The organism is Cellulosimicrobium cellulans (genome assembly GCF_042723955.1).
Taxonomy (GTDB): domain Bacteria; phylum Actinomycetota; class Actinomycetes; order Actinomycetales; family Cellulomonadaceae; genus Cellulosimicrobium; species Cellulosimicrobium cellulans_H.
The window spans coordinates 25,707-44,768 of record NZ_JBHXIC010000032.1 but is presented as its reverse complement, the minus strand read 5'-3'; the positions used below and the strand labels follow the sequence as shown (position 1 = coordinate 44,768).

20 protein-coding genes are annotated in these 19,062 nt (G+C 74.5%); 8 read left to right on the top strand and 12 right to left on the bottom strand.

The annotated features are described in order from the left end of the window. The first annotated feature begins 150 nt into the window (after positions 1-150). The 4 genes from ACFWH7_RS10935 (at position 151) to ACFWH7_RS10920 (ending at position 2,765) form a co-directional block, all read left to right on the top strand. Entirely contained in the window at positions 151-522 is a 372-nt protein-coding gene (locus ACFWH7_RS10935; RefSeq protein WP_371861946.1) for a DUF1844 domain-containing protein, read from the top strand. 344 nt (positions 523-866) lie between these two features. Continuing rightward, complete coding sequence (locus tag ACFWH7_RS10930; RefSeq protein ID WP_378216531.1) at positions 867-1,358, top strand: hypothetical protein; 492 nt, start codon at positions 867-869, stop codon at positions 1,356-1,358. Further along, the gene (locus tag ACFWH7_RS10925) at positions 1,355-2,146 is read left to right on the top strand and encodes a S1C family serine protease (protein WP_378216530.1); all 792 of its coding nucleotides are present in this window, start codon (positions 1,355-1,357) and stop codon (positions 2,144-2,146) included. The genes ACFWH7_RS10930 and ACFWH7_RS10925 overlap by 4 nt, the downstream gene beginning before the upstream one ends. A gap of 91 nt (positions 2,147-2,237) precedes the next feature. Next, positions 2,238-2,765, top strand: coding sequence for a hypothetical protein (locus ACFWH7_RS10920; protein ID WP_378216529.1), 528 nt, complete (start codon positions 2,238-2,240; stop codon positions 2,763-2,765). 45 nt (positions 2,766-2,810) lie between these two features. Here ACFWH7_RS10920 and ACFWH7_RS10915 read toward each other — a convergent pair whose 3' ends face one another. The 7 genes from ACFWH7_RS10915 to ACFWH7_RS10885 form a co-directional block, all read right to left on the bottom strand. Continuing rightward, on the bottom strand, positions 2,811-3,551 hold the full coding sequence (locus tag ACFWH7_RS10915) for an SseB family protein (protein WP_378216528.1): 741 nt from the start codon (positions 3,549-3,551) through the stop codon (positions 2,811-2,813). Then, a complete protein-coding gene (priA, locus tag ACFWH7_RS10910; RefSeq protein ID WP_082141424.1) occupies positions 3,548-4,279 on the bottom strand; it encodes a bifunctional 1-(5-phosphoribosyl)-5-((5-phosphoribosylamino)methylideneamino)imidazole-4-carboxamide isomerase/phosphoribosylanthranilate isomerase PriA in 732 nt (243 codons plus the stop codon). Before priA ends, ACFWH7_RS10915 begins: the two co-directional genes overlap by 4 nt. A gap of 85 nt (positions 4,280-4,364) precedes the next feature. After that, positions 4,365-5,042, bottom strand: coding sequence for an imidazole glycerol phosphate synthase subunit HisH (gene hisH, locus ACFWH7_RS10905; protein WP_378216527.1), 678 nt, complete (start codon positions 5,040-5,042; stop codon positions 4,365-4,367). Beyond that, positions 5,039-5,551 (bottom strand): hypothetical protein, encoded by a 513-nt coding sequence (locus ACFWH7_RS10900; RefSeq protein ID WP_378216525.1) that lies wholly within the window; start codon positions 5,549-5,551, stop codon positions 5,039-5,041. Before ACFWH7_RS10900 ends, hisH begins: the two co-directional genes overlap by 4 nt. Next, the gene (gene hisB / locus ACFWH7_RS10895) at positions 5,548-6,147 is read right to left on the bottom strand and encodes an imidazoleglycerol-phosphate dehydratase HisB (RefSeq protein ID WP_021482124.1); all 600 of its coding nucleotides are present in this window, start codon (positions 6,145-6,147) and stop codon (positions 5,548-5,550) included. The genes ACFWH7_RS10900 and hisB overlap by 4 nt, the downstream gene beginning before the upstream one ends. Next, positions 6,144-7,307: a histidinol-phosphate transaminase gene (locus tag ACFWH7_RS10890; protein ID WP_378216524.1), complete on the bottom strand. Its 1,164-nt coding sequence runs from the start codon at positions 7,305-7,307 to the stop codon at positions 6,144-6,146. Before ACFWH7_RS10890 ends, hisB begins: the two co-directional genes overlap by 4 nt. 105 nt (positions 7,308-7,412) lie before the next feature. Next, positions 7,413-7,985: a Rieske (2Fe-2S) protein gene (locus ACFWH7_RS10885; RefSeq protein WP_378216523.1), complete on the bottom strand. Its 573-nt coding sequence runs from the start codon at positions 7,983-7,985 to the stop codon at positions 7,413-7,415. 148 nt (positions 7,986-8,133) lie between these two features. Between ACFWH7_RS10885 and ACFWH7_RS10880 the strand changes: the two genes are divergently transcribed. From ACFWH7_RS10880 to ACFWH7_RS10870, 3 genes are all read left to right on the top strand, one after another. Further along, positions 8,134-8,565, top strand: a complete 432-nt coding sequence (locus ACFWH7_RS10880) for a hypothetical protein (RefSeq protein ID WP_378216522.1) — start codon at positions 8,134-8,136, stop codon at positions 8,563-8,565. A 118-nt stretch (positions 8,566-8,683) separates the two neighbouring features. After that, complete coding sequence (adhP, locus tag ACFWH7_RS10875; RefSeq protein WP_378216521.1) at positions 8,684-9,715, top strand: alcohol dehydrogenase AdhP; 1,032 nt, start codon at positions 8,684-8,686, stop codon at positions 9,713-9,715. Positions 9,716-10,058: 343 nt separating this feature from the next. Next, complete coding sequence (locus ACFWH7_RS10870; RefSeq protein ID WP_378216533.1) at positions 10,059-12,308, top strand: RecQ family ATP-dependent DNA helicase; 2,250 nt, start codon at positions 10,059-10,061, stop codon at positions 12,306-12,308. A gap of 16 nt (positions 12,309-12,324) precedes the next feature. Here the strand turns inward: ACFWH7_RS10870 and ACFWH7_RS10865 are convergent, their stop codons facing one another. Both ACFWH7_RS10865 and hisD read right to left on the bottom strand, forming a co-directional pair. Further along, complete coding sequence (locus tag ACFWH7_RS10865; protein ID WP_378216520.1) at positions 12,325-12,774, bottom strand: GNAT family N-acetyltransferase; 450 nt, start codon at positions 12,772-12,774, stop codon at positions 12,325-12,327. Between the two features lie 26 nt (positions 12,775-12,800). After that, positions 12,801-14,126, bottom strand: coding sequence for a histidinol dehydrogenase (gene hisD / locus ACFWH7_RS10860; protein ID WP_378216519.1), 1,326 nt, complete (start codon positions 14,124-14,126; stop codon positions 12,801-12,803). Positions 14,127-14,245: 119 nt separating this feature from the next. On the opposite strand from hisD, the gene ACFWH7_RS10855 reads away from it, so the two are divergent. Next, entirely contained in the window at positions 14,246-14,482 is a 237-nt protein-coding gene (locus ACFWH7_RS10855; RefSeq protein ID WP_378216518.1) for an RNA-binding S4 domain-containing protein, read from the top strand. 8 nt (positions 14,483-14,490) lie between these two features. Here the strand turns inward: ACFWH7_RS10855 and ACFWH7_RS10850 are convergent, their stop codons facing one another. The 3 genes from ACFWH7_RS10850 to dnaE form a co-directional block, all read right to left on the bottom strand. Further along, positions 14,491-14,895, bottom strand: a complete 405-nt coding sequence (locus tag ACFWH7_RS10850; protein WP_378216517.1) for a pyridoxamine 5'-phosphate oxidase family protein — start codon at positions 14,893-14,895, stop codon at positions 14,491-14,493. Between the two features lie 100 nt (positions 14,896-14,995). Next, positions 14,996-15,511 (bottom strand): NUDIX domain-containing protein, encoded by a 516-nt coding sequence (locus ACFWH7_RS10845; RefSeq protein WP_378216516.1) that lies wholly within the window; start codon positions 15,509-15,511, stop codon positions 14,996-14,998. Between the two features lie 5 nt (positions 15,512-15,516). Next, complete coding sequence (gene dnaE, locus ACFWH7_RS10840; RefSeq protein ID WP_378216515.1) at positions 15,517-19,053, bottom strand: DNA polymerase III subunit alpha; 3,537 nt, start codon at positions 19,051-19,053, stop codon at positions 15,517-15,519. Positions 19,054-19,062: the final 9 nt, after the last annotated feature.

Below are 19,062 nucleotides of genomic sequence, written 5' to 3'. Positions count from 1 at the left end.
GGCGGCGCCGGGGCGCGTCTGAGCCTGGGGCCCGGGGGGTCGGCCCCCCCCGCCCCGCACGCCGGGCCGTCGCCCCCGGGGGGGCGGCGCCCGGCGTCGTCGCGGCACGTCCCGCACGGGGGGCGTGCTCCCCCGCCGCCGGATGGAAAGATGGTCGCCATGAGTACCGAGAACGCCGCCGTGCCCGACCCCGCCGCCGACGCCGTGCGCGACATCGCCGACGTCGCCGCCGTGGAGGTCATCACGTCCGCGGCTGTCCACCTCATGAGCGCCGCGGCCGTCAAGTGCGGCCTCGCCGAGGACGCGCAGGAGCAGGGGCACCTCGACCTCGACGAGGCGCGCAAGCTCATCAACGCGCTCGCCGCGCTCGTCACGGCGAGCGCTCCCGACATCGGCAACCAGCACGCCCGGTCGCTCCGCGACGGGCTGCGCTCGCTCCAGCTCGCGTTCCGCGAGGCGTCGGTCTACCCCGACGCCCCCGGCGAGGGCCCGGGCGAGAAGTACACGGGTGCCGTGAGTTGAGCACCCCTCCGGCGCCTCCGCCGCACGGCGGACCCTCCGAGCCGCCGCCGGGTCCGCCGCCGTCGCCGACCCGGCCCGAGAGCGTCCCGCGGGGGACGACGCCGCCCGCGGTCCCGGGCTCGCCCTCGTCGGCGGGTGGACCGCCGTCGTTCGCCCCGGCCTCCGCGGCGCCCCGGGTCACGGCCTCGGACGCCCCGCTCGGCACCGTCGGTGCGGGCGCGGTCCCCGGGGCCGCCGTCCCCCGGAGCGTGGGCGCACCGGGCAGCGGTGCACCCGGACCGGACGGTGCGCCGTCCGCCGCCGGGAACCCGGCGGCGCCTCGGCGCCGCCGCCGCGGCGCCGTCGTGGCGATCGTGGTGCTGTCCGTCCTCCTCGCGGCCGCCCTGGGGGTCGGGGCCTACCTGTGGGTCACGACGACGCGCTGGCAGGAGTCGAGCGCGGACTGGGAGGGCGAGGCCCGCGGCCTGGGCGAGGACGTCGCCCGGCTCCAGACCGAGCTCGACGGCGCGAACGCGGAGCTCGAGTCCGCGCGCACCCAGCTCACCGCCGCGCAGGACCGTATCAGCGACCTCGCCAACGAGAAGGCGCAGCTCGGCGACGAGAACGAGGCGTCCCAGCAGTACCTCGACTACCAGAGCCGGGTCTCCGAGGCGGCGGGCAAGGTCGCGGCCGCGCTCGGCCAGTGCACGACGGCGCAGACACAGCTCATCGGCTACCTCAACAACCGTGACGCGTACGACCCCGCCGACCTGGAGCGGTTCGCCGACCAGGTCGACCTGCTGTGCCAGGAGGCCACGGACGCCAACGCGCAGCTCCAGCAGGAGCTCGCCGGATGACCCGGCGCCGAGCCTGGCCGGCCGCCAGGGACGACGGCTCCGGACGCTTCGTCGCCCGGCGCGTCGTCGGGTCGCTGGTCTCCGTGGCCCTGCTCGCCGGCCCGCTCACGGCGTGCGGCGTCCTCCCGGAGCTCCCCGAGCCCGTGCCCGACTCGGTCGTGCCGTCCCTCGTCGCGCCCGACGACCCGGCGGGGTCCGAGAACCTCTCGCCCGACGGCTTCGACGCCGTCCGGCGCATGGCCGTGCGCATCCGCAACGTGCGGTGCGACGGGCTGTCGACCGGCTCGGGGTTCGCCGTGGACTCGCGCACGCTCATCACCAACAAGCACGTGGTCGACTCGTCGCGCTCGTTGCAGCTCCTCACCTACGACGGCCGCGACATCGCGGCCCAGACCGCGAGCGTGGCCGGCCTCGCGGACCTCGCGATCGTCCGGACGTCGGAGGACCTCCCGTCGGCCCCGACCCTCGCGGCGGCCGACCCGGCGCCGGGCGACCCGGTGACGGTCGTGGGCTACCCCGAGGGCGGTCGGCTCACGGTGACGCAGGGCTCGGTCATCGGCACGACCACGGACCCGCTGCACGAGAACCTCGGCGAGGTGCTGGTCACCGACGCGCCGGTCGAGCCGGGAAGCTCCGGCTCCGCCGCGCTCAACGACGCCGGCGAGGTGATCGGCGTCGTCTACGCCAAGACCTCGACCGACAAGTCGCTGCTCGTCCCGGTGAGCACGCTCCAGACGCTGCTCGGCGACGAGTCCGCGTTCACGGCTCTCCCCGAGTGCGACGCCTGACCGGTCCGGTCGCGGCAGGCCGCGGGTCCCCGGCGCGACCCGCCGAGGCGCCCCCGCGCGCACCCGTGACCCCGGGTCTACCCTTCCTGCCATGAGCACACACGCGAGCTCGGACACGTCCCCGGTCGACCCGGCGCACATCACCCACGCAGCACGCGACACGCTCACCGTGCGTCGCGTCTTCGGAGAGTCCTACGAGCGCGACGGCACGCTCGTCATCCCCGTCGCGACCGTCTGGGGCGGCACCGGCTCGGGCTGGGGTTCCGGCGCGGGAGAGCTCTCCGGCAAGGGGGCCGCCGACTGGCGCCGCCGCGTCGGGGCGGCCGCGGCCCCCGCTCCGGAGGCCGAGCCGGCGTCGACGACGCCGGACGCGGGCGGCTCGTCCGACCCCGGGTCGGGCAACGCCGGCGGCGAGGCGGGCGGCGAGGGCTCGGGTGGCGGTGGCGGCTTCGGGGTCCGCGTCGTCGCCAAGGGCGTCTACGTCGTCGACGACCAGGGCGTGCGCTGGCAGCCCGCGCTGGACCTCAACCGCGTGATCCTCGGCGGCCAGGCCCTCGGCGCGGTCGTCGCGTTCTCGGCCGCGCTCGCGTGGGGGATCAGCCGCCTGCGCCGTCGCTGAGCCACCCGACGCGCGGCGGGACCACGCGGACACCCGCGTGGCGGGTCAGTCCGCGCGACCGACCCGCAGCTCGAGCCCGTCGACGCGCTCCGACACGACGGCGTCCGTCGCGAGCGCGGCGTTGACCTGACCGAGCACGGCGTCGAGCCCCGCCCGGTCCAGCCCCGCGTCGATGCGCAGCACGACGGCGACCTCGGCGCGCCGTCCCGGCTCCGCCCAGACCCGCGCGACGTGCGGGATCCCGGCGAGCGCGCCCTGGACCGCGTCGACCACCTCGGGGACGACGGTCCCGTCGACGACCGCGGGCGACCAGTCCTTGCCCTGGGCGAGCGCCCACACGGCCGGGCGTGGCACGAGCGCCGTCACCGGACCGCCCGGGTCGAGGACGAGCAGCGACCAGTCCTCGCTCACGGCGGACAGCGCCGCCCGCCGAGCGTCCACGGGCACGGGCCGCGCGCTCGCGCGCCACGCCGCCATCGCCGCGACGGAGGTGAACACCGGGAGCGCGCGACGCCCGTCCGGCGCCTCGATCGCGACGACCCCGGCGGAGGCCTCCTTGTCGACCGTGTGCCCGTGCTCACCCTCGCCCGCGCTCTCGAGCTCGGCGAGGATCGGGACGAGGACGCGCGTGTCGCCGAGCCGCGCGACGACGTCGGCCAGCGACGCCGACCCCGCGGCGTAGGCGGCGAGCAGCGCGGCCAGCGCCGGGTCGGCCGACCCGTCGTCGCCGGCGAACCCGGACGACGGCGGGAGCGCCTTCCCCGGGGAGTCCGGGCCCACCGTCACGGCCGACCCGCGACGTCGAGCGCCTGGGGCAGCGTGAACGCGCCGGCGTAGAGGGCCTTGCCCACGATCGCGCCCTCGACGCCCGCCGGGACGAGCGAGCGCAGCGCCTCGAGGTCGGCGAGGCTCGAGATGCCGCCCGACGCGACGACCGGCGCGTCCGTGCGCGCGGCGACGTCGCGCAGCAGGTCGAGGTTCGGCCCGCGCAGCGTGCCGTCCTTGGTCACGTCCGTGACGACGTAGCGCGCGCAGCCGGCGGCCTCGAGGCGGTCGAGGACCTCCCACAGGTCGCCGCCCTCCTGCGTCCAGCCGCGCGCGGCGAGCGTGGTGCCGCGCACGTCGAGGCCGACCGCGATCGCGTCGCCGTGCTCCGCGATGACCTTCGCGGTCCACTCGGGGTTCTCGAGCGCCGCGGTGCCGAGGTTGACGCGGCGCGCGCCCGTGGCGAGCGCGCGCTCGAGCGACGCGTCGTCGCGGATCCCGCCGGAGAGCTCGACCTGGACGTCGAGGCGCGCGACGACGTCGGCGAGCAGCTCCGCGTTGGAGCCGCGTCCGAACGCGGCGTCGAGGTCCACGAGGTGGATCCACTCCGCACCGCCCGACTGCCAGTCGAGCGCGGCGGCGAGCGGGTCGCCGTACGAGGTCTCGGAGCCGGCCTCGCCCTGGACGAGGCGGACGGCCTGGCCGTCGGCGACGTCGACGGCGGGGAGCAGCACGAGGCGGTCGGTCACGGGGTTCTCCATCGGTGTCGGTGGCGCGTCGTGGGCGCCGCAGCGGGTGTACGTCGGGGATGCGGGGAACCGGCGTCCGGGTCGATCAGAGCGAGCGGACCCAGTTCTCGAGCAGGGTCGCGCCGGCGTCGCCCGACTTCTCGGGGTGGAACTGCGTGGCGGACAGCGGCCCGTTCTCCACGGCCGCGACGAACCGGCCGCCGTGGTCGGACCACGTGACGAGCGGTCGCCGGATCGGCGAGTCCGCGGGCAGGTCGTGACCCGTCGTGAAGGACCGGGCCGCGTAGGAGTGGACGAAGTAGAAGCGCTCGTCCTCGACGCCGCGGAACAGGACGCTGCCCTCGGGGACGTCGACCGTGTCCCAGCCCATGTGCGGCACGACGTCGGCCTCGAGCCGGTCGACGAGGCCGGCCCACTCCCCCAGCCCGTCGGTCAGGGTGCCATGCTCGTCGCCCTGCTCGAACATGACCTGCATGCCCACGCAGATACCGAGCACGGGCCGACCGCCGGCGAGGCGGCGGCCGACGAGCTCGTCGCCGCGGACGCCGCGCAGACCTGCCATGACCGCGGCGAACGCGCCGACGCCCGGGACGACGAGGCCGTCCGCGTCCTGGGCCCGCGCGCGGTCCGCGGTGAGCTCGACGTCCGCACCGACGCGCTCGAGCGCGCGCACGGCCGAGCGGACGTTGCCGAACCCGTAGTCGAGCACGACGACGGACGGGCGCCGCACGCCCGACGTCTCGCGGGTCGTCGCCTCGGTCATGCGCCGTCCTTCCGTGCGCGTCGCGCCGCCGACGTGAGCAGGCGCATCGCCTTCCAGCGGGAGATCGACGAGCTCGCGACGACGCCGTCCTGGTCGGCGAGCGTCGTCGTGCCGGTGAGCAGGTCCTCGAGCGCCTCCGGCGCACCGCCGAGCACCAGGCCCGGGGCGAGCTGGTCGCCCACGGCGCCGTCGGCCCAGCGCGTCATGGTGAGCTGCTCGCCGCTGCGCACGACGAGCACGAGCGGGACGCCCTTGACCAGGGTGGTCAGCGCGGCGGCGGCGTGCGCGGGGGCGTCGCCGGCCGTGTCGCGCAGGACCGCGACGGCGCCCACGTCGGTCGGCACCACGTCGGCCTCGACCTGCGCGAGCGAGCACGCGGCGGCGAGGGGCTCGGCCCCGGCGATCTGCGTGATGAGCGCGACGAGGTCGGGCCGCGCCGGGCCCGTCAGGGACGAGAGGTCGTCCGGGATCTCGACGCCGTCCAGCGCGTCGTCGCCGTGCGTGCTCACAGGGCCCCCTTCGTGGACGGGACGCCCTCGACGCGCGGGTCGGGGGCCACCGCGGCGCGCAGCGCGCGGGCGAGCGCCTTGAACTGCGCCTCGACGATGTGGTGCGGGTCGCGGCCCGCGAGGACGCGCACGTGGATGCAGATGCCCGCGTGGTGCGCGATCGACTCGAGCACGTGGCGCGTCAGGGACCCCGTGAAGTGCCCGCCGATGAGGTGGTACTCCTGCCCCTCCGGCTCGCCCGAGTGCACGAGGTAGGGACGCCCGGACACGTCGACGACCGCGAGCGCGAGCGCCTCGTCGAGCGGGACCGTCGCGTCGCCGAAGCGCCCGATGCCCACCTTGTCGCCGAGCGCGACGCGCAGCGCCTCGCCGATCGTGATCGCCACGTCCTCGACCGTGTGGTGCGCGTCGATGTGCGTGTCGCCCGTCGCGACGACCTTGAGGTCGATGAGCGAGTGCTTGCCCAGCGCCGTGAGCATGTGGTCGTAGAACGGGACGGTCGTCGAGATCTCCGTCCGCCCCGTGCCGTCGAGGTCGAGCTCGACGAGCACGCTCGACTCGGACGTCGCGCGCTCGATGCGCGCGGTGCGCTTCACAGTCCTGCCACCTCCACGAGGGCCTGTCGGAAGGCCCTCATCTCGTCGCCGGTGCCGATCGACACCCGCAGCCAGCCGTCGGGACCAGTCTCCCGGATGAGCACGCCCCGCTCCAACAACGCCGCCCAGACCGCGTGCCGGTCGGCGAACGTGCCGAACAGGACGAAGTTGGCGTCGGACTCCGCGACGTCGAGCGGACGACCGTCCGGGTGGCGCAGCGAGCGCAGCCACGCGACGGTCTCGTCGCGGCGCTCGCGCAGCGCGGAGACCTGCGCGAGCAGCTCGCCCGAGTGCGCGAGGGCCGCGCGCGCGACCGCCTGCGTCACGGCCGACAGGTGGTACGGCAGGCGCACGACGCGCAGCGCGTCGACGAGCTCGCGCGACGCCGCGAGGTACCCGACGCGGGCGCCCGCGAGCGCGAACGCCTTGGACATCGTGCGCGTCACCGCGAGGTTCGGGTAGCGATCGAGCAGCTCGAGGGCCGAGGGCGTCCCGGCCCGGCGGAACTCGCCGTACGCCTCGTCGACGACGACGACGGCGGGGGCCTCCTGCCCGTCGGGGAGCGGGACGCGCACCGCGAGCGCCGCCTCGCAGACCGCCTCGACGGTCGCGGCGGGCAATGCGGTGCCGGTCGGGTTGTTGGGGCTCGCGAGCAGGACGACGGACGGCTGCTCCCGCGCGACGACCTCGCGGGCGTGCTCCGGGTCGAGCGTGAAGTCCTCCGCGCGGCGCCCCACGACCCAGGCCGTGTGGGTGTCGCGCGCGTACTCCGGGTACATCGAGTACGTCGGGGCGAAGGAGACGGCCGTGCGTCCCGGCCCGCCGAACGCCTGGAGCACGTGGAGCATGATCTCGTTCGACCCGTTGGCGGCCCAGAGCTGCTCGGCCTCCCGCGCGACGCCGGACTCCGTGCCGAGGTACGCCGCGAGGTCGGCGCGCAGCCCGAGGAAGTCGCGGTCGGGGTAGCGGTTGAGGCCCGCGGCGGCGTCGCGCACAGCCTGCGTGATCGTCGCGACGACGGCCTCGCTCGGCGCGTGCGGGTTCTCGTTGACGTTGAGCAGGACCGGGACGTCGAGCTGCGGCGCGCCGTACGGCTCGACGCCGGCGAGCTCGGGGCGCAGCGGGAGCAGGGGCCGTCCCGCGACGGAGGGTGGGGTCACCCGGACAGTCTACGAACCGCGCGCGCACCCCCGTCCGTGACGTCCGGCACGCGGGCAGGCGGCTCCTGTCGCCGCACCCGGACGGGGCGGGCCCGGGCCGCCGCGTCAGGCCGAGGTGACCTCGCCGCCGTCGACCGTCACGGGCACCTCGGGCAGGGGCGACGGCGCGGGCCCGCCGAGCACGGCGCCGGTCGCGAGGTCGTAGCGAGAGGCGTGGCACGGGCAGAGGAGCTCGCCGTCCCCGGGCGCGACCGTGCACCCCTGGTGGGTGCAGATCGCGCTGAAGGCCGCGAAGGTCCCCTCCTCGGGCTGCGTGACGAGCAGCGGCGCGCCGTCCACGGTGACCGCGAGCGCCCCGCCGACCGGGACGTCGTCGACGCTCGCGAGCGCCTGCCCGGGCCCGACGTCGGGCCCGCCACCCCCGGAGCCCTCGCCGCCGCCCGTCCCGCCGTCCTGGGTCCCCGAGGGGCCGCCACCACCGCACGCCGCGAGGAACGCGAGCGCGGCGCCCGCCCCCGACCCGGCGAGGACGACCCGTCGCGTCGGCGTCGCCCCGCACGGGACGCGCAGGGTCGGGCCGGGCCGCCGGGTACGCGCGGCACCGGGCGCGGCGACAAGGGTGTCGTCGCGGCCGTCGACCACGGCGCCCGGGGGGACGGCGGGGTGCGGTGCGTCCATGTCCGGCCTCCTTGCGCGGTGCGTGGACGGGCGGGCCCTCGGCCCGCCCCGGCCGCCCGGCGAGCGAGACGTCGACGTCGGCGGTTCCATTGAAGCACCGGGGTGCGGGAGCGCGCCCCCCGACCGCACCCGAGCGGAGGAGACGACCATGTCCGCGACCACGGGGCCCCCGACACCACCCGTGCGCGAGGGTCGAGCGCTCGGTGCGTGGGTCCTGCGCGGGCTGACCGCCGCCGGCCTCCTGCTCTCCGCCGACGTGCACCTCGTGCTGTTCGTCGAGGGCTACCGCGACATCGGCGTCGTCGGCCCGCTCTTCGCGCTCAACGCCGTCGCAGGGCTCGTCCTCGGCCTCCTCGTCCTCGTGTGGCGGCACTGGCTGCCGCTGCTCGGCGCGGTCGGCTTCGGGGCGCTGACCCTCGCCGCGTTCTACCTGTCGACGACGGTCGGCTTCTTCGGCGTGAACGAGACCGTCGGGGGGACGCAGCAGGTCCTCGCCGCGGTGAGCGAGTGGGTCGTCGTGGTCGCCGGGACGCTCGCCCTCGTCGTGGAGAGGCGAAGGTCACGAGCAGCACGGTCGTGAGTCGCGCGTCGCGCCGTCCGCCGCGACGGCCGGCACCCGCGCGCGTAGCGTCGAGGACGAGGCAGGACCGCCGGCACGGTCCGGCCCGCCACTCTCCCCGAGAACCGAGGTGATCGTCATGCCCACCATGCGTGCCGCCGTCGTCCGTTCGTTCACCGACCCGCTGAGCGTCGACGAGATCGAGGTCCCCACCCCCGGACCCCACGAGGCGCTCGTCAAGGTCGACTACACCGGTGTGTGCCACACAGACCTGCACGCCGCGCACGGCGACTGGCCGGTCAAGCCCGCTCCCCCGTTCGTGCCCGGGCACGAGGGCGTCGGCACGGTCGTCGCGGTGGGCGACCAGGTCACGCGCGTCCAGGTCGGGGACACGGTCGGGAACGCGTGGCTGTGGAGCGCGTGCGGCGAGTGCGAGTACTGCGAGACGGGGTGGGAGACCCTGTGCCCGAACCAGAAGAACGGCGGCTACTCCGTCGACGGCTCGTTCGGCCAGTACATGCTCGTCGACTCGCGCTACTGCCCGGTGGTCCCGGACGGGGTCGACCTCTCCGCCGTCGGCCCGATCCTGTGCGCCGGCGTCACCGTCTACAAGGGGCTCAAGGTCACGGACACGCAGCCCGGCGAGTGGGTGCTGATCTCCGGGATCGGCGGCCTCGGTCACATCGCGGTGCAGTACGCGGTCGCGATGGGTCGTCGCGTCGCCGCGGTGGACGTGGACGACGAGAAGCTCGCGCTCGCGCGCAAGCACGGCGCGGAGGTCACGGTCAACGCGGCCACGTCGCCCGACGCGGCGGCCGAGATCCAGGAGCAGACGGGCGGCGGTGTCCACGGCGCGCTCGTCACCGCCGTCAACGCGCACGCGTTCCCCCAGGCCGTGGGTGCGCTGCGCCGCGGCGGCACGGTCTCGCTCGTCGGGCTCCCGCCGGAGAAGTTCCCGCTCGACATCTTCACGACCGTGCTCTTCGGGCTGACCGTGCGGGGGTCGATCGTCGGGACGCGCAAGGACATGGCGGAGGCGCTCGACTTCTTCGCCCGCGGGAAGATCAGCCCGACGTACACGGTGCGCCCGCTCGACGACGTCAACGCGATCTTCGCCGAGATGGAGGAGGGCAGGATCGACGGGCGCGTGGTCATGGACATGCGCTCCTGACGCCCTGCGTCCACGCTTCTCGCGGCCCGCGACCCCGTCCCCGGGGTTCGCGGGCCGCACCCTGTGCACGACGACCCGAGGGTCGGCAGGTGCGCCTACGATCGTGCGGGTGAGCCCCACCGACCCGTACGCCGACCTGCCCTTCGACCCGGCCGACGAGCCGCCGCTCGACGAGCCCGCCGACGCGTTCGGCGACCCGTGGGCGGGGGCCGCGCCGTCGGGGCCCGCGCCGGAGACGACGCAGCCCGCGGTCGCCGGGCCGCGCGCAGCCGCCCCGGTCGACGGAGGTGCCCCCGCCACGGCGCCCGACGGCGGGGAGGCCGCCAAGCGGGCCAAGCTCGCCATGCTGCGCGGCCTGCTCGACGGGCAGTCGCTGCGCGAGGACGCCGAGACCGCGCTGCGCGCGCTCGTCGGGCGCGACGACGCGGTGCTGCGCGAGGACCAGTGGCGCGCGATCGAGGCGCTCGTGGCGTTCCGGCGCCGCGCGCTCGTCGTGCAGCGCACCGGGTGGGGCAAGTCCGCGGTGTACTTCGTGGCCACGCGCCTGCTGCGCGACCGCGGCGCCGGGCCGACCGTGATCGTCTCCCCGCTCCTCGCGCTCATGCGCGACCAGATCTCGGCCGCGGCGCGGGCGGGGATCAAGGCCGTGACCATCAACTCGGCCAACGTCACGGAGTGGGACGACGTCCACCGGGCGATCGCGGCCGGCGAGGTCGACGTGCTGCTCTGCTCGCCCGAGCGGCTCAACAACCCCGGCTTCCGCGACGAGGTGCTCCCCCGGCTCGCGGCCGACGCCGGGCTCGTCGTCATCGACGAGGCGCACTGCATCTCCGACTGGGGCCACGACTTCCGCCCCGACTACCGGCGCATCCGCACGCTCCTCGCCGACCTGCCGCCCGGCATCCCCGTGCTCGCGACGACCGCGACGGCGAACGCGCGCGTGACCGCGGACGTCGCCGAGCAGCTCGGCGTGACCGCGGCGCACGCCGCCGACGGCACCGACGGCGAGGCCGGGCACGAGGACGTGCTCGTGCTGCGCGGCGGGCTCGACCGCGAGTCGCTCCACCTCGCCGTCCTGCGCCTGCCCGACCAGCCGACGCGCGTCGCGTGGCTCGTCGAGGCGCTCCAGGACGTCGACGGCTCGGGCATCGTCTACTGCCTCACCGTCTCCGCGGCCGAGCAGGTCGCGAGCCAGCTCCGCGCCGCCGGCCTCGCCGTCGCGTCGTACACGGGCCAGACCGACCCGGCCGAGCGCGAGCGCCTGGAGGAGGACCTCAAGGAGAACCGGGTCAAGGCCCTGGTGGCGACCTCGGCGCTCGGGATGGGCTTCGACAAGCCCGACCTCGCGTTCGTCGTGCACCTCGGCGCGCCGAGCTCCCCCATCGCCTACTACCAGCAGGTCGGGCGCGCGGGACGTGGCGTGGACTCCGCCGTCGTGGTGCTGCTGCCCGGCGAGGAGGACCGGCGCATCTGGGAGTGGTTCGCGTCGACCGCGTTCCCGCCGCAGGCCCAGGTCCGCACGACGCTCGACGCGCTGGGCGCGGGCGGCACGCAGTCCGTCGCGCAGCTCGAGACGCAGGTCGACCTCAAGCGCTCGCGCCTCGAGGGCATGCTCAAGGTGCTGGACGTCGACGGCGCCGTCCGGCGCGTCAAGGGCGGCTGGGAGGCCACGGGCGAGCCGTGGACGTACGACGCCGAGCGCTACGAGCGCGTCGACGCGACGCGCACGGCCGAGCAGCAGGCGATGCTCGACTACGAGGCGACGGACGGGTGCCGCATGGCGTTCCTGCGCGCCGCGCTCGACGACCCGGAGCTCGAGGACGGGTGGCGGTGCGGGCGCTGCGACACGTGCGGCGGCGTGACGCTGCCCGCGCTCCCGGACGCCGAGGCCGTCGCCGCTGCGCGCGCCGACATGGACCGGCCCGGGGTCGAGGTCGTCGCGCGTCGGCAGTGGCCGAGCGGCATGGACCGCCTGGGACTCGATCTGCGTGGGCGCCTCGGCGCCGACGAGCTCGCGGAGACCGGGCGAGGCGTCGCGCGGCTCGACGGGCTCGGGTGGTCCGCCCCGTTGCGCGAGCTCTTCGCGCCAGCGACGCCCGACGGCGACACGCCCGTCGCGCTCCGGCGCGCGGCCGCACGGGTGCTCGACGAGTGGCCGGAGCTGTACGAGGCCGCCGCGCAGACCGAGCCCGCGACGGACGTCGGCGAGGACGCCGCGGCGAGCGCGCCGGAGCGTCGGCTCCTCGTCGACGGCGTCGTCGCGGTGCGTTCCGCGACCCGCCCGCGCCTCACCTTCCACCTCGCGAACGGGCTCGCGAGCTACCTCGGCAAGCCGCTCATCGGCGCCGTCGGTCCCGTCCCCGGGCGCGAGGAGCCGGGCCGGCACGACGTGAACTCGGCGACGCGCCTCGCGGGCGTCACCGGCCGCCTGCAGCTCGAGCTGTCGGACGCCGCCCGGGCCGGTCTGGCCGGGCGGCGCGTGCTCCTCGTCGACGACTACACCGAGTCGGGCTGGACGCTCACGGTCGCGGCGCGTCTGCTGCGCCAGGCGGGCGCGGCGGCCGTGCACCCGTTCGTCCTCGGCGTGCGCTGAGGCGGCGGGAGCCGGGTCACCACCGCAGGCGCAGCTCTGTGTACGTCGTGTCGACGAAGCCCAGCGCCCGGTAGAGCGACTCGCCGTCGGCCGTGGCGTGCAGCGAGACCGAGTCGGCCCCGCTCTCTCGCGCCCAGTCGAGCGCCGCCACGACGCACGCACGCGCGTAGCCCTGCCCGCGCTCTCCGGGCACCGTGCAGACGTTCGACAGGTGCGCCGTCGTGCCGTGCGGGTTCCGCGCCGACGGCGCCGACCGGTGCAGCTCGACGAGCGCGCACGCCGCGACCCGTTCCGGCCCGTCGACGACGAAGGCCACGACGTCGTCCGATCCGAGCGCCCGAACGAACCACTCGCGGGCTCGCTCCTGCCATTCGGGCTGGTCCGCGTCCGTCTCCCCCATCGCACGCATGAGGTGGACGCGCAGGCCGACGAGGTCGCCGGCGTCGCGCGGGACCGCGCGCCGCACCGGCGCACGGTCCTCGCGCGCGGCCGTCACAGGAACCGCGCCCGCACCGCCTCGCCGTGGGCCGGGAGGTCCTCGTCGTTCGCGACGGCGACGATCCGGTCCGCGAGCTCTCCGAGCGCGTCGCGGTCGTACTCGATCACCTGCACGGCCTTGACGTAGCTGTGCACCCCGAGCCCGCTCGAGAAGTGCGCGCAGCCGCCGGTCGGGAGCACGTGGTTCGAGCCCGCCATGTAGTCGCCGAGCGAGACGGGCGACCACGGCCCGACGAAGATCGCGCCGGCGCTCGTGACACGCTCGGCAAGCTCGGCCGCGCCGTCGGCCTGGATCTCGAGGTGCTCGGCGCCGTAGGCGTCGACCACCTGAAGACCGTTCTCGAGGTCGTCGACGAGCACGATCGCGGACTGCGGCCCGGCGAGGGACTGCGCGACGCGCGCCGCGTGCTTCGTCGCCGTGACGAGGTCCGCGAGGCGCGCCTCGACCGCGGCGGCGAGCTCGACGGACGGCGTGACGAGGACGGCCGCGGCCAGGGGGTCGTGCTCGGCCTGGCTGATGAGGTCGGAGGCCACGTGCCCCGGGTCGGCGGTGCCGTCCGCGAGGATCGCGATCTCCGTGGGACCGGCCTCAGCGTCGATCCCGACGACGCCGCGGACGAGCCGCTTCGCCGCGGCCACGTAGACGTTCCCCGGTCCGGTCACGACGTCGACCGGCTCGCAGAGCACGTCCCCGTCCTGCGGCTCGCTGCCCGCCGCGCCGTACGCGAACATCGCCACGGCCTGCGCGCCGCCCACCGCGTAGACCTCGTCGACCCCGAGCAGCGCGCATGCCGCGAGGATCGTCGGGTGCGGCAGGCCGCCGTTCTCCTTCTGGGGAGGCGACGCGACCGCGAGGCTGCGGACGCCGGCCTCCTGCGCCGCGACGACGTTCATCACCACGGACGACGGGTAGACCGCGAGGCCGCCCGGTGCGTAGAGCCCGACGCGACGCACCGGCACCCAGCGCTGGCGGACCTGCGCGCCGGGCGCGATCTCGACCGTGAAGTCCTGCGGACGCTGCGCGGCGTGCACGAGGCGCACCCGACGGATCGCCTCCTCCAGTCCCGCCCGCACGTCCGGGTCGAGACGCGTGAGGGCGTCGGCGAGCGCGTCGCCAGGGACGCGTAGGTGCTCGGGCCGGACGCCGTCGAACCGCTCGGCGTACTCGCGCAGCGCGTCCGCGCCGCGCCCGCGGACCGCCTCGACGATCGGGGCGACCCGATGCGCCGCGTCCTCGACGCCGAGCTCTGCGCGCGGCAGGGTCTCGACGAGCTCGCGGGCGGACAGGGAACGTCCTCGAAGATCGATGCGGGTGATCATGGGTCGAGTCTAGGAGCCCGCGCGACCCCGCGACGAGGCGTTTCGCCCACCGGTCGCACCGCGCGGGTCGCGGGACGCCGCGTCGCGCCCAACCCGCGCGGACGGGGAGAATGGGTCGCATGAACGCCCCTCACGACGCCCGCCCGGTCGAGATCTCCGACAACGTGATCCGCCTCGGGCAGTTCCTCAAGCTCGCCGGCCTCGCCGAGTCCGGCGCCGAGGCCCGCGAGCTCGTCACGGAGGGCGAGGTCCGCGTCAACGGCGAGGTCGACACGCGGCGCGGCCGCCAGCTGCACCGCGGCGACGTCGTCTCGGTCGACCACCCCCAGGGGACCGAGAGCGCGACGGTCTCCTGAGCGGACCGTCAGGCCATGTAGGTCGAGGCCATGACCTTGTCGGGCGTGAGCCGGAGCACGACGCGCTCGGGGTTCGGGGAGAGTGTCCGGTAGCGACGGCCGTACCGCACGACGGCGTCCGCGACCTCGTCCGCGTCCTCGACGACCTCGATCGTGCCCTCGAGAGTGATCCATCGGCCGCCCTCGACCTGGCACACCGCGGCTCTCGGTGCGCCGCCGTCCGCTCCCGGGAGGCGCGCGTTGCGGGCCTTGACCGAGGCACGGTTGGTGGTGATGCGCAGCACGCCCGCGTCGGCGTCCCACGTGAAGGCGACGGGGACGACGTGCGGCGTGCCGTCGGCGCGCAGCGTGGTGAGCGTCGCCAGGTGGCGCTCGGTGACGAAGACGAGCTGTTCGGGGTTGAGGCGGATCACGGCGTCGAGCCTACGGGTTCCGTCGCCGGGTGCGGCGGGCGCCCGGTCGCCGGACGCCCGGTGCGTGGGCGGCCGGTGCGTGGACGCCGGTCGCTCGGTGTCAGGCGTCGAACCCGAAGGTCATGATCGGCGGCACCGCGCCCGCACGCAGCGCCCGCAGGACGTGGAGCTCGTGCGGGACGACAGGGTCCGGCAGGTCGTCGAGCGTGAACCACCGCAGGTCGGCCGCCTTGTCCCGCTCCTGGAGCACCGCGTCGCCGTCCCAGGCCTCGGCCGTGAAGAAGAAGTCGGCGCGCTGCTCGAGCGCCGGTCCTCCGGGCACACCGCGGTGCAGCACCGTGAGTGGCCGCAGGTCCGCGAGCGCGATCTCGACGCCGAGCTCCTCGCGCGCCTCGCGCGCCGCGGCCGCCACGACCGACTCCCCCGGCTCGACGTGCCCGGCCGCCGCGGCGGCCCAGTACCCGTCCCGGTAGCCGGTGCCCTGCCGGAGCTGGAGCAGCACCTCGTCGCCCCGGCGGAGCAGGACGTACGCCGCGGGGACGACCCGGAACCGGTGCGACGCCGAGCCGTCGTCCCACGACGTCCGGGCGGCGCCGTCGACGGCATGCTCCGTCATCCGGGTCAGCCGACCAGGCACGACGGCCCGAGGAGGGCCTTGAGGTCGCCGAAGAGCGCCGGGGACTTCTCGACGCGCAGCCCGTCGCCGGCGCGCACGACGGTCGTCTTGCCGGGCTCCAGCACCTGCACGTGCACCTCCGCCGACCCGGGGTGGGTCGCGAGCACCTCCCGCAGGCGCAGGATGATCGGCTCGACGCACCGCGTGTGCGACACCTTCACGGCGAGCGGCGACTCCGCGCCGACGGTGATGTCGGGCAGCGACACCTCCATGGCCTGGAGCTGCATCGTGTCGTCGCGACGGCGCACGCGCCCGCGCAGCACGACCACCTGGTCCTCCGCGAGGATCGTGGAGTAGGCGAGGTACGTCTCGCCGAAGAACATGACCTCCACGGCGCCCTCGAGGTCCTCGATGGTCACCGCCGCCCACGGGTTGCCGTTCTTGCTCATCTTGCGCTGCAGCGACGTCACCAGACCCGCGATCACGACCGTCGACCCGTCCGGGCGGCCCTCGTCGGCGAGCAGGTTCGCGATGCCTGTGTCGGCCGCCCGCGTGAGCACGTGCTCGAGCCCCGAGAGCGGGTGGTCCGAGACGTACAGGCCGAGCATCTCGCGCTCGAACGCGAGCCGCTGCTTCTTGTCCCAGTCCGGGAGGTCGGGCACGTCGACGGAGAACGACATGCCGTCCTCGGCGTCGCCGCCGAAGTCGGCGAACAGGTCGAACTGCCCCTCGGCCTCCTTGCGCTTGACGCTGATGACCGAGTCGACGGCCTGCTCGTGCACGACGAGCAGCGCGCGCCGCGGGTGACCGAGCGAGTCGAACGCGCCCGCCTTGATGAGCGACTCGATGGTGCGCTTGTTGCAGACGACCGCCGGGACCTTGTCGAGGAAGTCGGTGAACGACGTGAACGCGCCCTTCTCCTCGCGCGTCCGGATGATCGCGTCGACGACGTTCGCGCCGACGTTGCGCACGCCCGTGAGGCCGAAGCGGATGTCGTTGCCGACGGCCGTGAACTTCGCGGCCGAGTCGTTCACGTCAGGCGGGAGCACCGTGATGTGCATGCGCCGGCACTCGTTGAGGTACAGGGCGAGCTTGTCCTTGTCGTCCCGCACGCTCTGGAGGAGCGCCGCCATGTACTCGGTCGGGTAGTTCGCCTTGAGGAACGCCGTCCAGTACGCGACGAGGCCGTACCCCGCCGAGTGCGCCTTGTTGAACGCGTAGCCCGCGAACGGGACCAGCGTGTCCCACACCGCCTGGATCGCCCCGTCGGAGTACCCGCGCTCGCGGCAGCCCTCCTGGAACGGGATGAACTCCTTGTCGAGGATCTCCTTCTTCTTCTTGCCCATCGCGCGGCGCAGCAGGTCGGCCTGGCCAAGCGAGTACCCGGCGAGGATCTGCGCGGCGCGCTGCACCTGCTCCTGGTAGACGATGAGCCCGTAGGTCTCGTCGAGGATCTCCGCGAGCGGCTGCTCGAGCTCGGGGTGGATCGGCTCGATCTTCTGGAGGCCGTTCTTTCGCAGCGCGTAGTTCGTGTGCGAGTTCATGCCCATGGGGCCCGGGCGGTACAGCGCGATGACGGCCGAGAGGTCGTCGAACTTGTCCGGCTTCATCTGGCGCAGCAGCGCGCGCATCGGCCCGCCGTCGAGCTGGAACACACCCAGCGTGTCGCCGCGTGCCAGGAGGTCGTAGGACGCCTTGTCGTCGAGCGTCAACGACTCGATCTCGATCGGGTCCTTGCCGTTCATCTCGATGTTCTCGAGCGCGTCGTCGAGGATCGTCAGGTTGCGCAGCCCGAGGAAGTCCATCTTGATGAGCCCGAGGCCCTCGGACGTCGGGTAGTCGAACTGCGTGATGACCGCGCCGTCCTGCGGGCGGCGCATGATCGGGATGATGTCGATGAGCGGGTCGCTCGACATGATGACGCCGGCGGCGTGCACGCCCCACTGCCGCTTCAGGCCCTCGATGCCGCGTGCGAGCTCGACGACGCGCTGCGCCTCGGGGTCCGTGTCGTGGAGCTGGCGGAACTCCGCGGCCTCGGGGTAGCGCTCGTGCTTGGGGTCGAAGATCCCGGACAGCGGGATGTCCTTGCCCATCACCGCAGGCGGCATCGCCTTGGTGAGCTTCTCCCCCATGGCGAAGGGGAAGCCCAGCAGGCGCGCCGAGTCCTTGAGGGCCTGCTTGGCCTTGATCGTGCCGTAGGTGACGATCTGCGCGACGCGGTCGTCGCCGTACTTCTCCGTGACGTACCGGATGACCTCCCCGCGCCGACGCTCGTCGAAGTCGACGTCGACGTCGGGCATCGACACGCGCTCGGGGTTGAGGAACCGCTCGAAGATCAGGCCGTGCTCGAGCGGGTCGAGCTCCGTGATGCCCATGAGGTAGGACGCCATCGAACCGGCCGCCGAGCCACGGCCCGGCCCGACGCGGATGCCCTGCTCCTTGGCCCAGTTGATGAAGTCGGCGACCACGAGGAAGTACCCCGGGAAGCCCATCTGGATGATGACCTCGGTCTCGTACTGCGCCTGCTTGCGCGACGCGTCCGGGATCCCGTTCGGGTACCTGCGGTGCAGCCCCCGCTCGATCTCCTTGACGAACCAGCTCGTCTCGTCCTCGCCGTCGGGGACGGGGAACCGCGGCATGTAGTTCGCCTTCGTGTCGAACGACACCTCGCACTGCTCGGCGATGAGCAGCGTGTTGTCGCACGCCTCGGGCAGCTCCGCGAACACGCGACGCATCTCCGCCGCCGACTTCACGTAGTAGCCGGTCCCGTCGAACTTGAACCGGTCCGGGTCGTCGAGCGTCGAGCCGGAGTTGATCGCGAGCAGCGCCTCCTGGCTCGACGCGTCGTCCTCGCGCACGTAGTGCAGGTCGTTCGTCGCGACGAGCCGCGCCCCGATCGTCTCCGCGAGCCGCAGCAGGTCCTGCGTGACCCGGGTCTCGATGTCGAGGCCGTGGTCCATGAGCTCGACGTAGAAGTTCTCGCGCCCGAAGACGTCCTGAAGCTCCCCCGCCGTCCGGACCGCCTCGTCCCACTGGCCCAGCCGCAGGCGCGTCTGGATCTCCCCCGACGGGCAGCCGCTCGTCGCGATCAGTCCCTTGCCGTAGGTCTGGAGCAGGTCGCGGTCCATGCGGGGCCACTTGCCCATCTGCCCGTCCAGCGACGCGAGCGACGACGCCCGGAACAGGTTGTGCAGACCCTCGTTGTCCTTGGCGAGGAGCGTCATGTGCGTGTAGGCGCCGCGCGCGGAGACGTCGTCGGACTCCTGCCCCTGCTGCCCGAACCGCACGCGCGTCTGGTCGAACCGGCTCGTCCCGGGCGTGATGTACGCCTCGACACCGATGATCGGCTTGATGCCCTTCGCCTGCGCGCGGGACCAGAACTCGAACGCGCCGAACACGTACCCGTGGTCCGTCGTCGCGATCGCCTTCTGCCCGAGCCGCTCGACCTCGTCGAACAGGTCGCCGATCCGCGCCGCGCCGTCCAGCATCGAGTACTCGGTGTGGACGTGGAGGTGGACGAAGTCCTCAGTCGCGGTGGGCATGCACCGATC

What these genes read in the sequence shown, in the direction of transcription:
- ACFWH7_RS10935 (WP_371861946.1), top strand. Translation starts at nt 151, where the DNA reads ATGGTCGCCATGAGTACCGAGAACGCCGCCGTGCCCGACCCCGCCGCC.
- ACFWH7_RS10925 (WP_378216530.1), top strand. Translation starts at nt 1,355, where the DNA reads ATGACCCGGCGCCGAGCCTGGCCGGCCGCCAGGGACGACGGCTCCGGA.
- ACFWH7_RS10920 (WP_378216529.1), top strand. Translation starts at nt 2,238, where the DNA reads ATGAGCACACACGCGAGCTCGGACACGTCCCCGGTCGACCCGGCGCAC.
- hisH (WP_378216527.1), bottom strand. Translation starts at nt 5,042, where the DNA reads ATGACCGAGGCGACGACCCGCGAGACGTCGGGCGTGCGGCGCCCGTCC.
- ACFWH7_RS10885 (WP_378216523.1), bottom strand. Translation starts at nt 7,985, where the DNA reads ATGGACGCACCGCACCCCGCCGTCCCCCCGGGCGCCGTGGTCGACGGC.
- ACFWH7_RS10880 (WP_378216522.1), top strand. Translation starts at nt 8,134, where the DNA reads ATGTCCGCGACCACGGGGCCCCCGACACCACCCGTGCGCGAGGGTCGA.
- adhP (WP_378216521.1), top strand. Translation starts at nt 8,684, where the DNA reads ATGCCCACCATGCGTGCCGCCGTCGTCCGTTCGTTCACCGACCCGCTG.
- ACFWH7_RS10870 (WP_378216533.1), top strand. Translation starts at nt 10,059, where the DNA reads ATGCTGCGCGGCCTGCTCGACGGGCAGTCGCTGCGCGAGGACGCCGAG.
- hisD (WP_378216519.1), bottom strand. Translation starts at nt 14,126, where the DNA reads ATGATCACCCGCATCGATCTTCGAGGACGTTCCCTGTCCGCCCGCGAG.
- ACFWH7_RS10855 (WP_378216518.1), top strand. Translation starts at nt 14,246, where the DNA reads ATGAACGCCCCTCACGACGCCCGCCCGGTCGAGATCTCCGACAACGTG.
- ACFWH7_RS10845 (WP_378216516.1), bottom strand. Translation starts at nt 15,511, where the DNA reads ATGACGGAGCATGCCGTCGACGGCGCCGCCCGGACGTCGTGGGACGAC.
- dnaE (WP_378216515.1), bottom strand. Translation starts at nt 19,053, where the DNA reads ATGCCCACCGCGACTGAGGACTTCGTCCACCTCCACGTCCACACCGAG.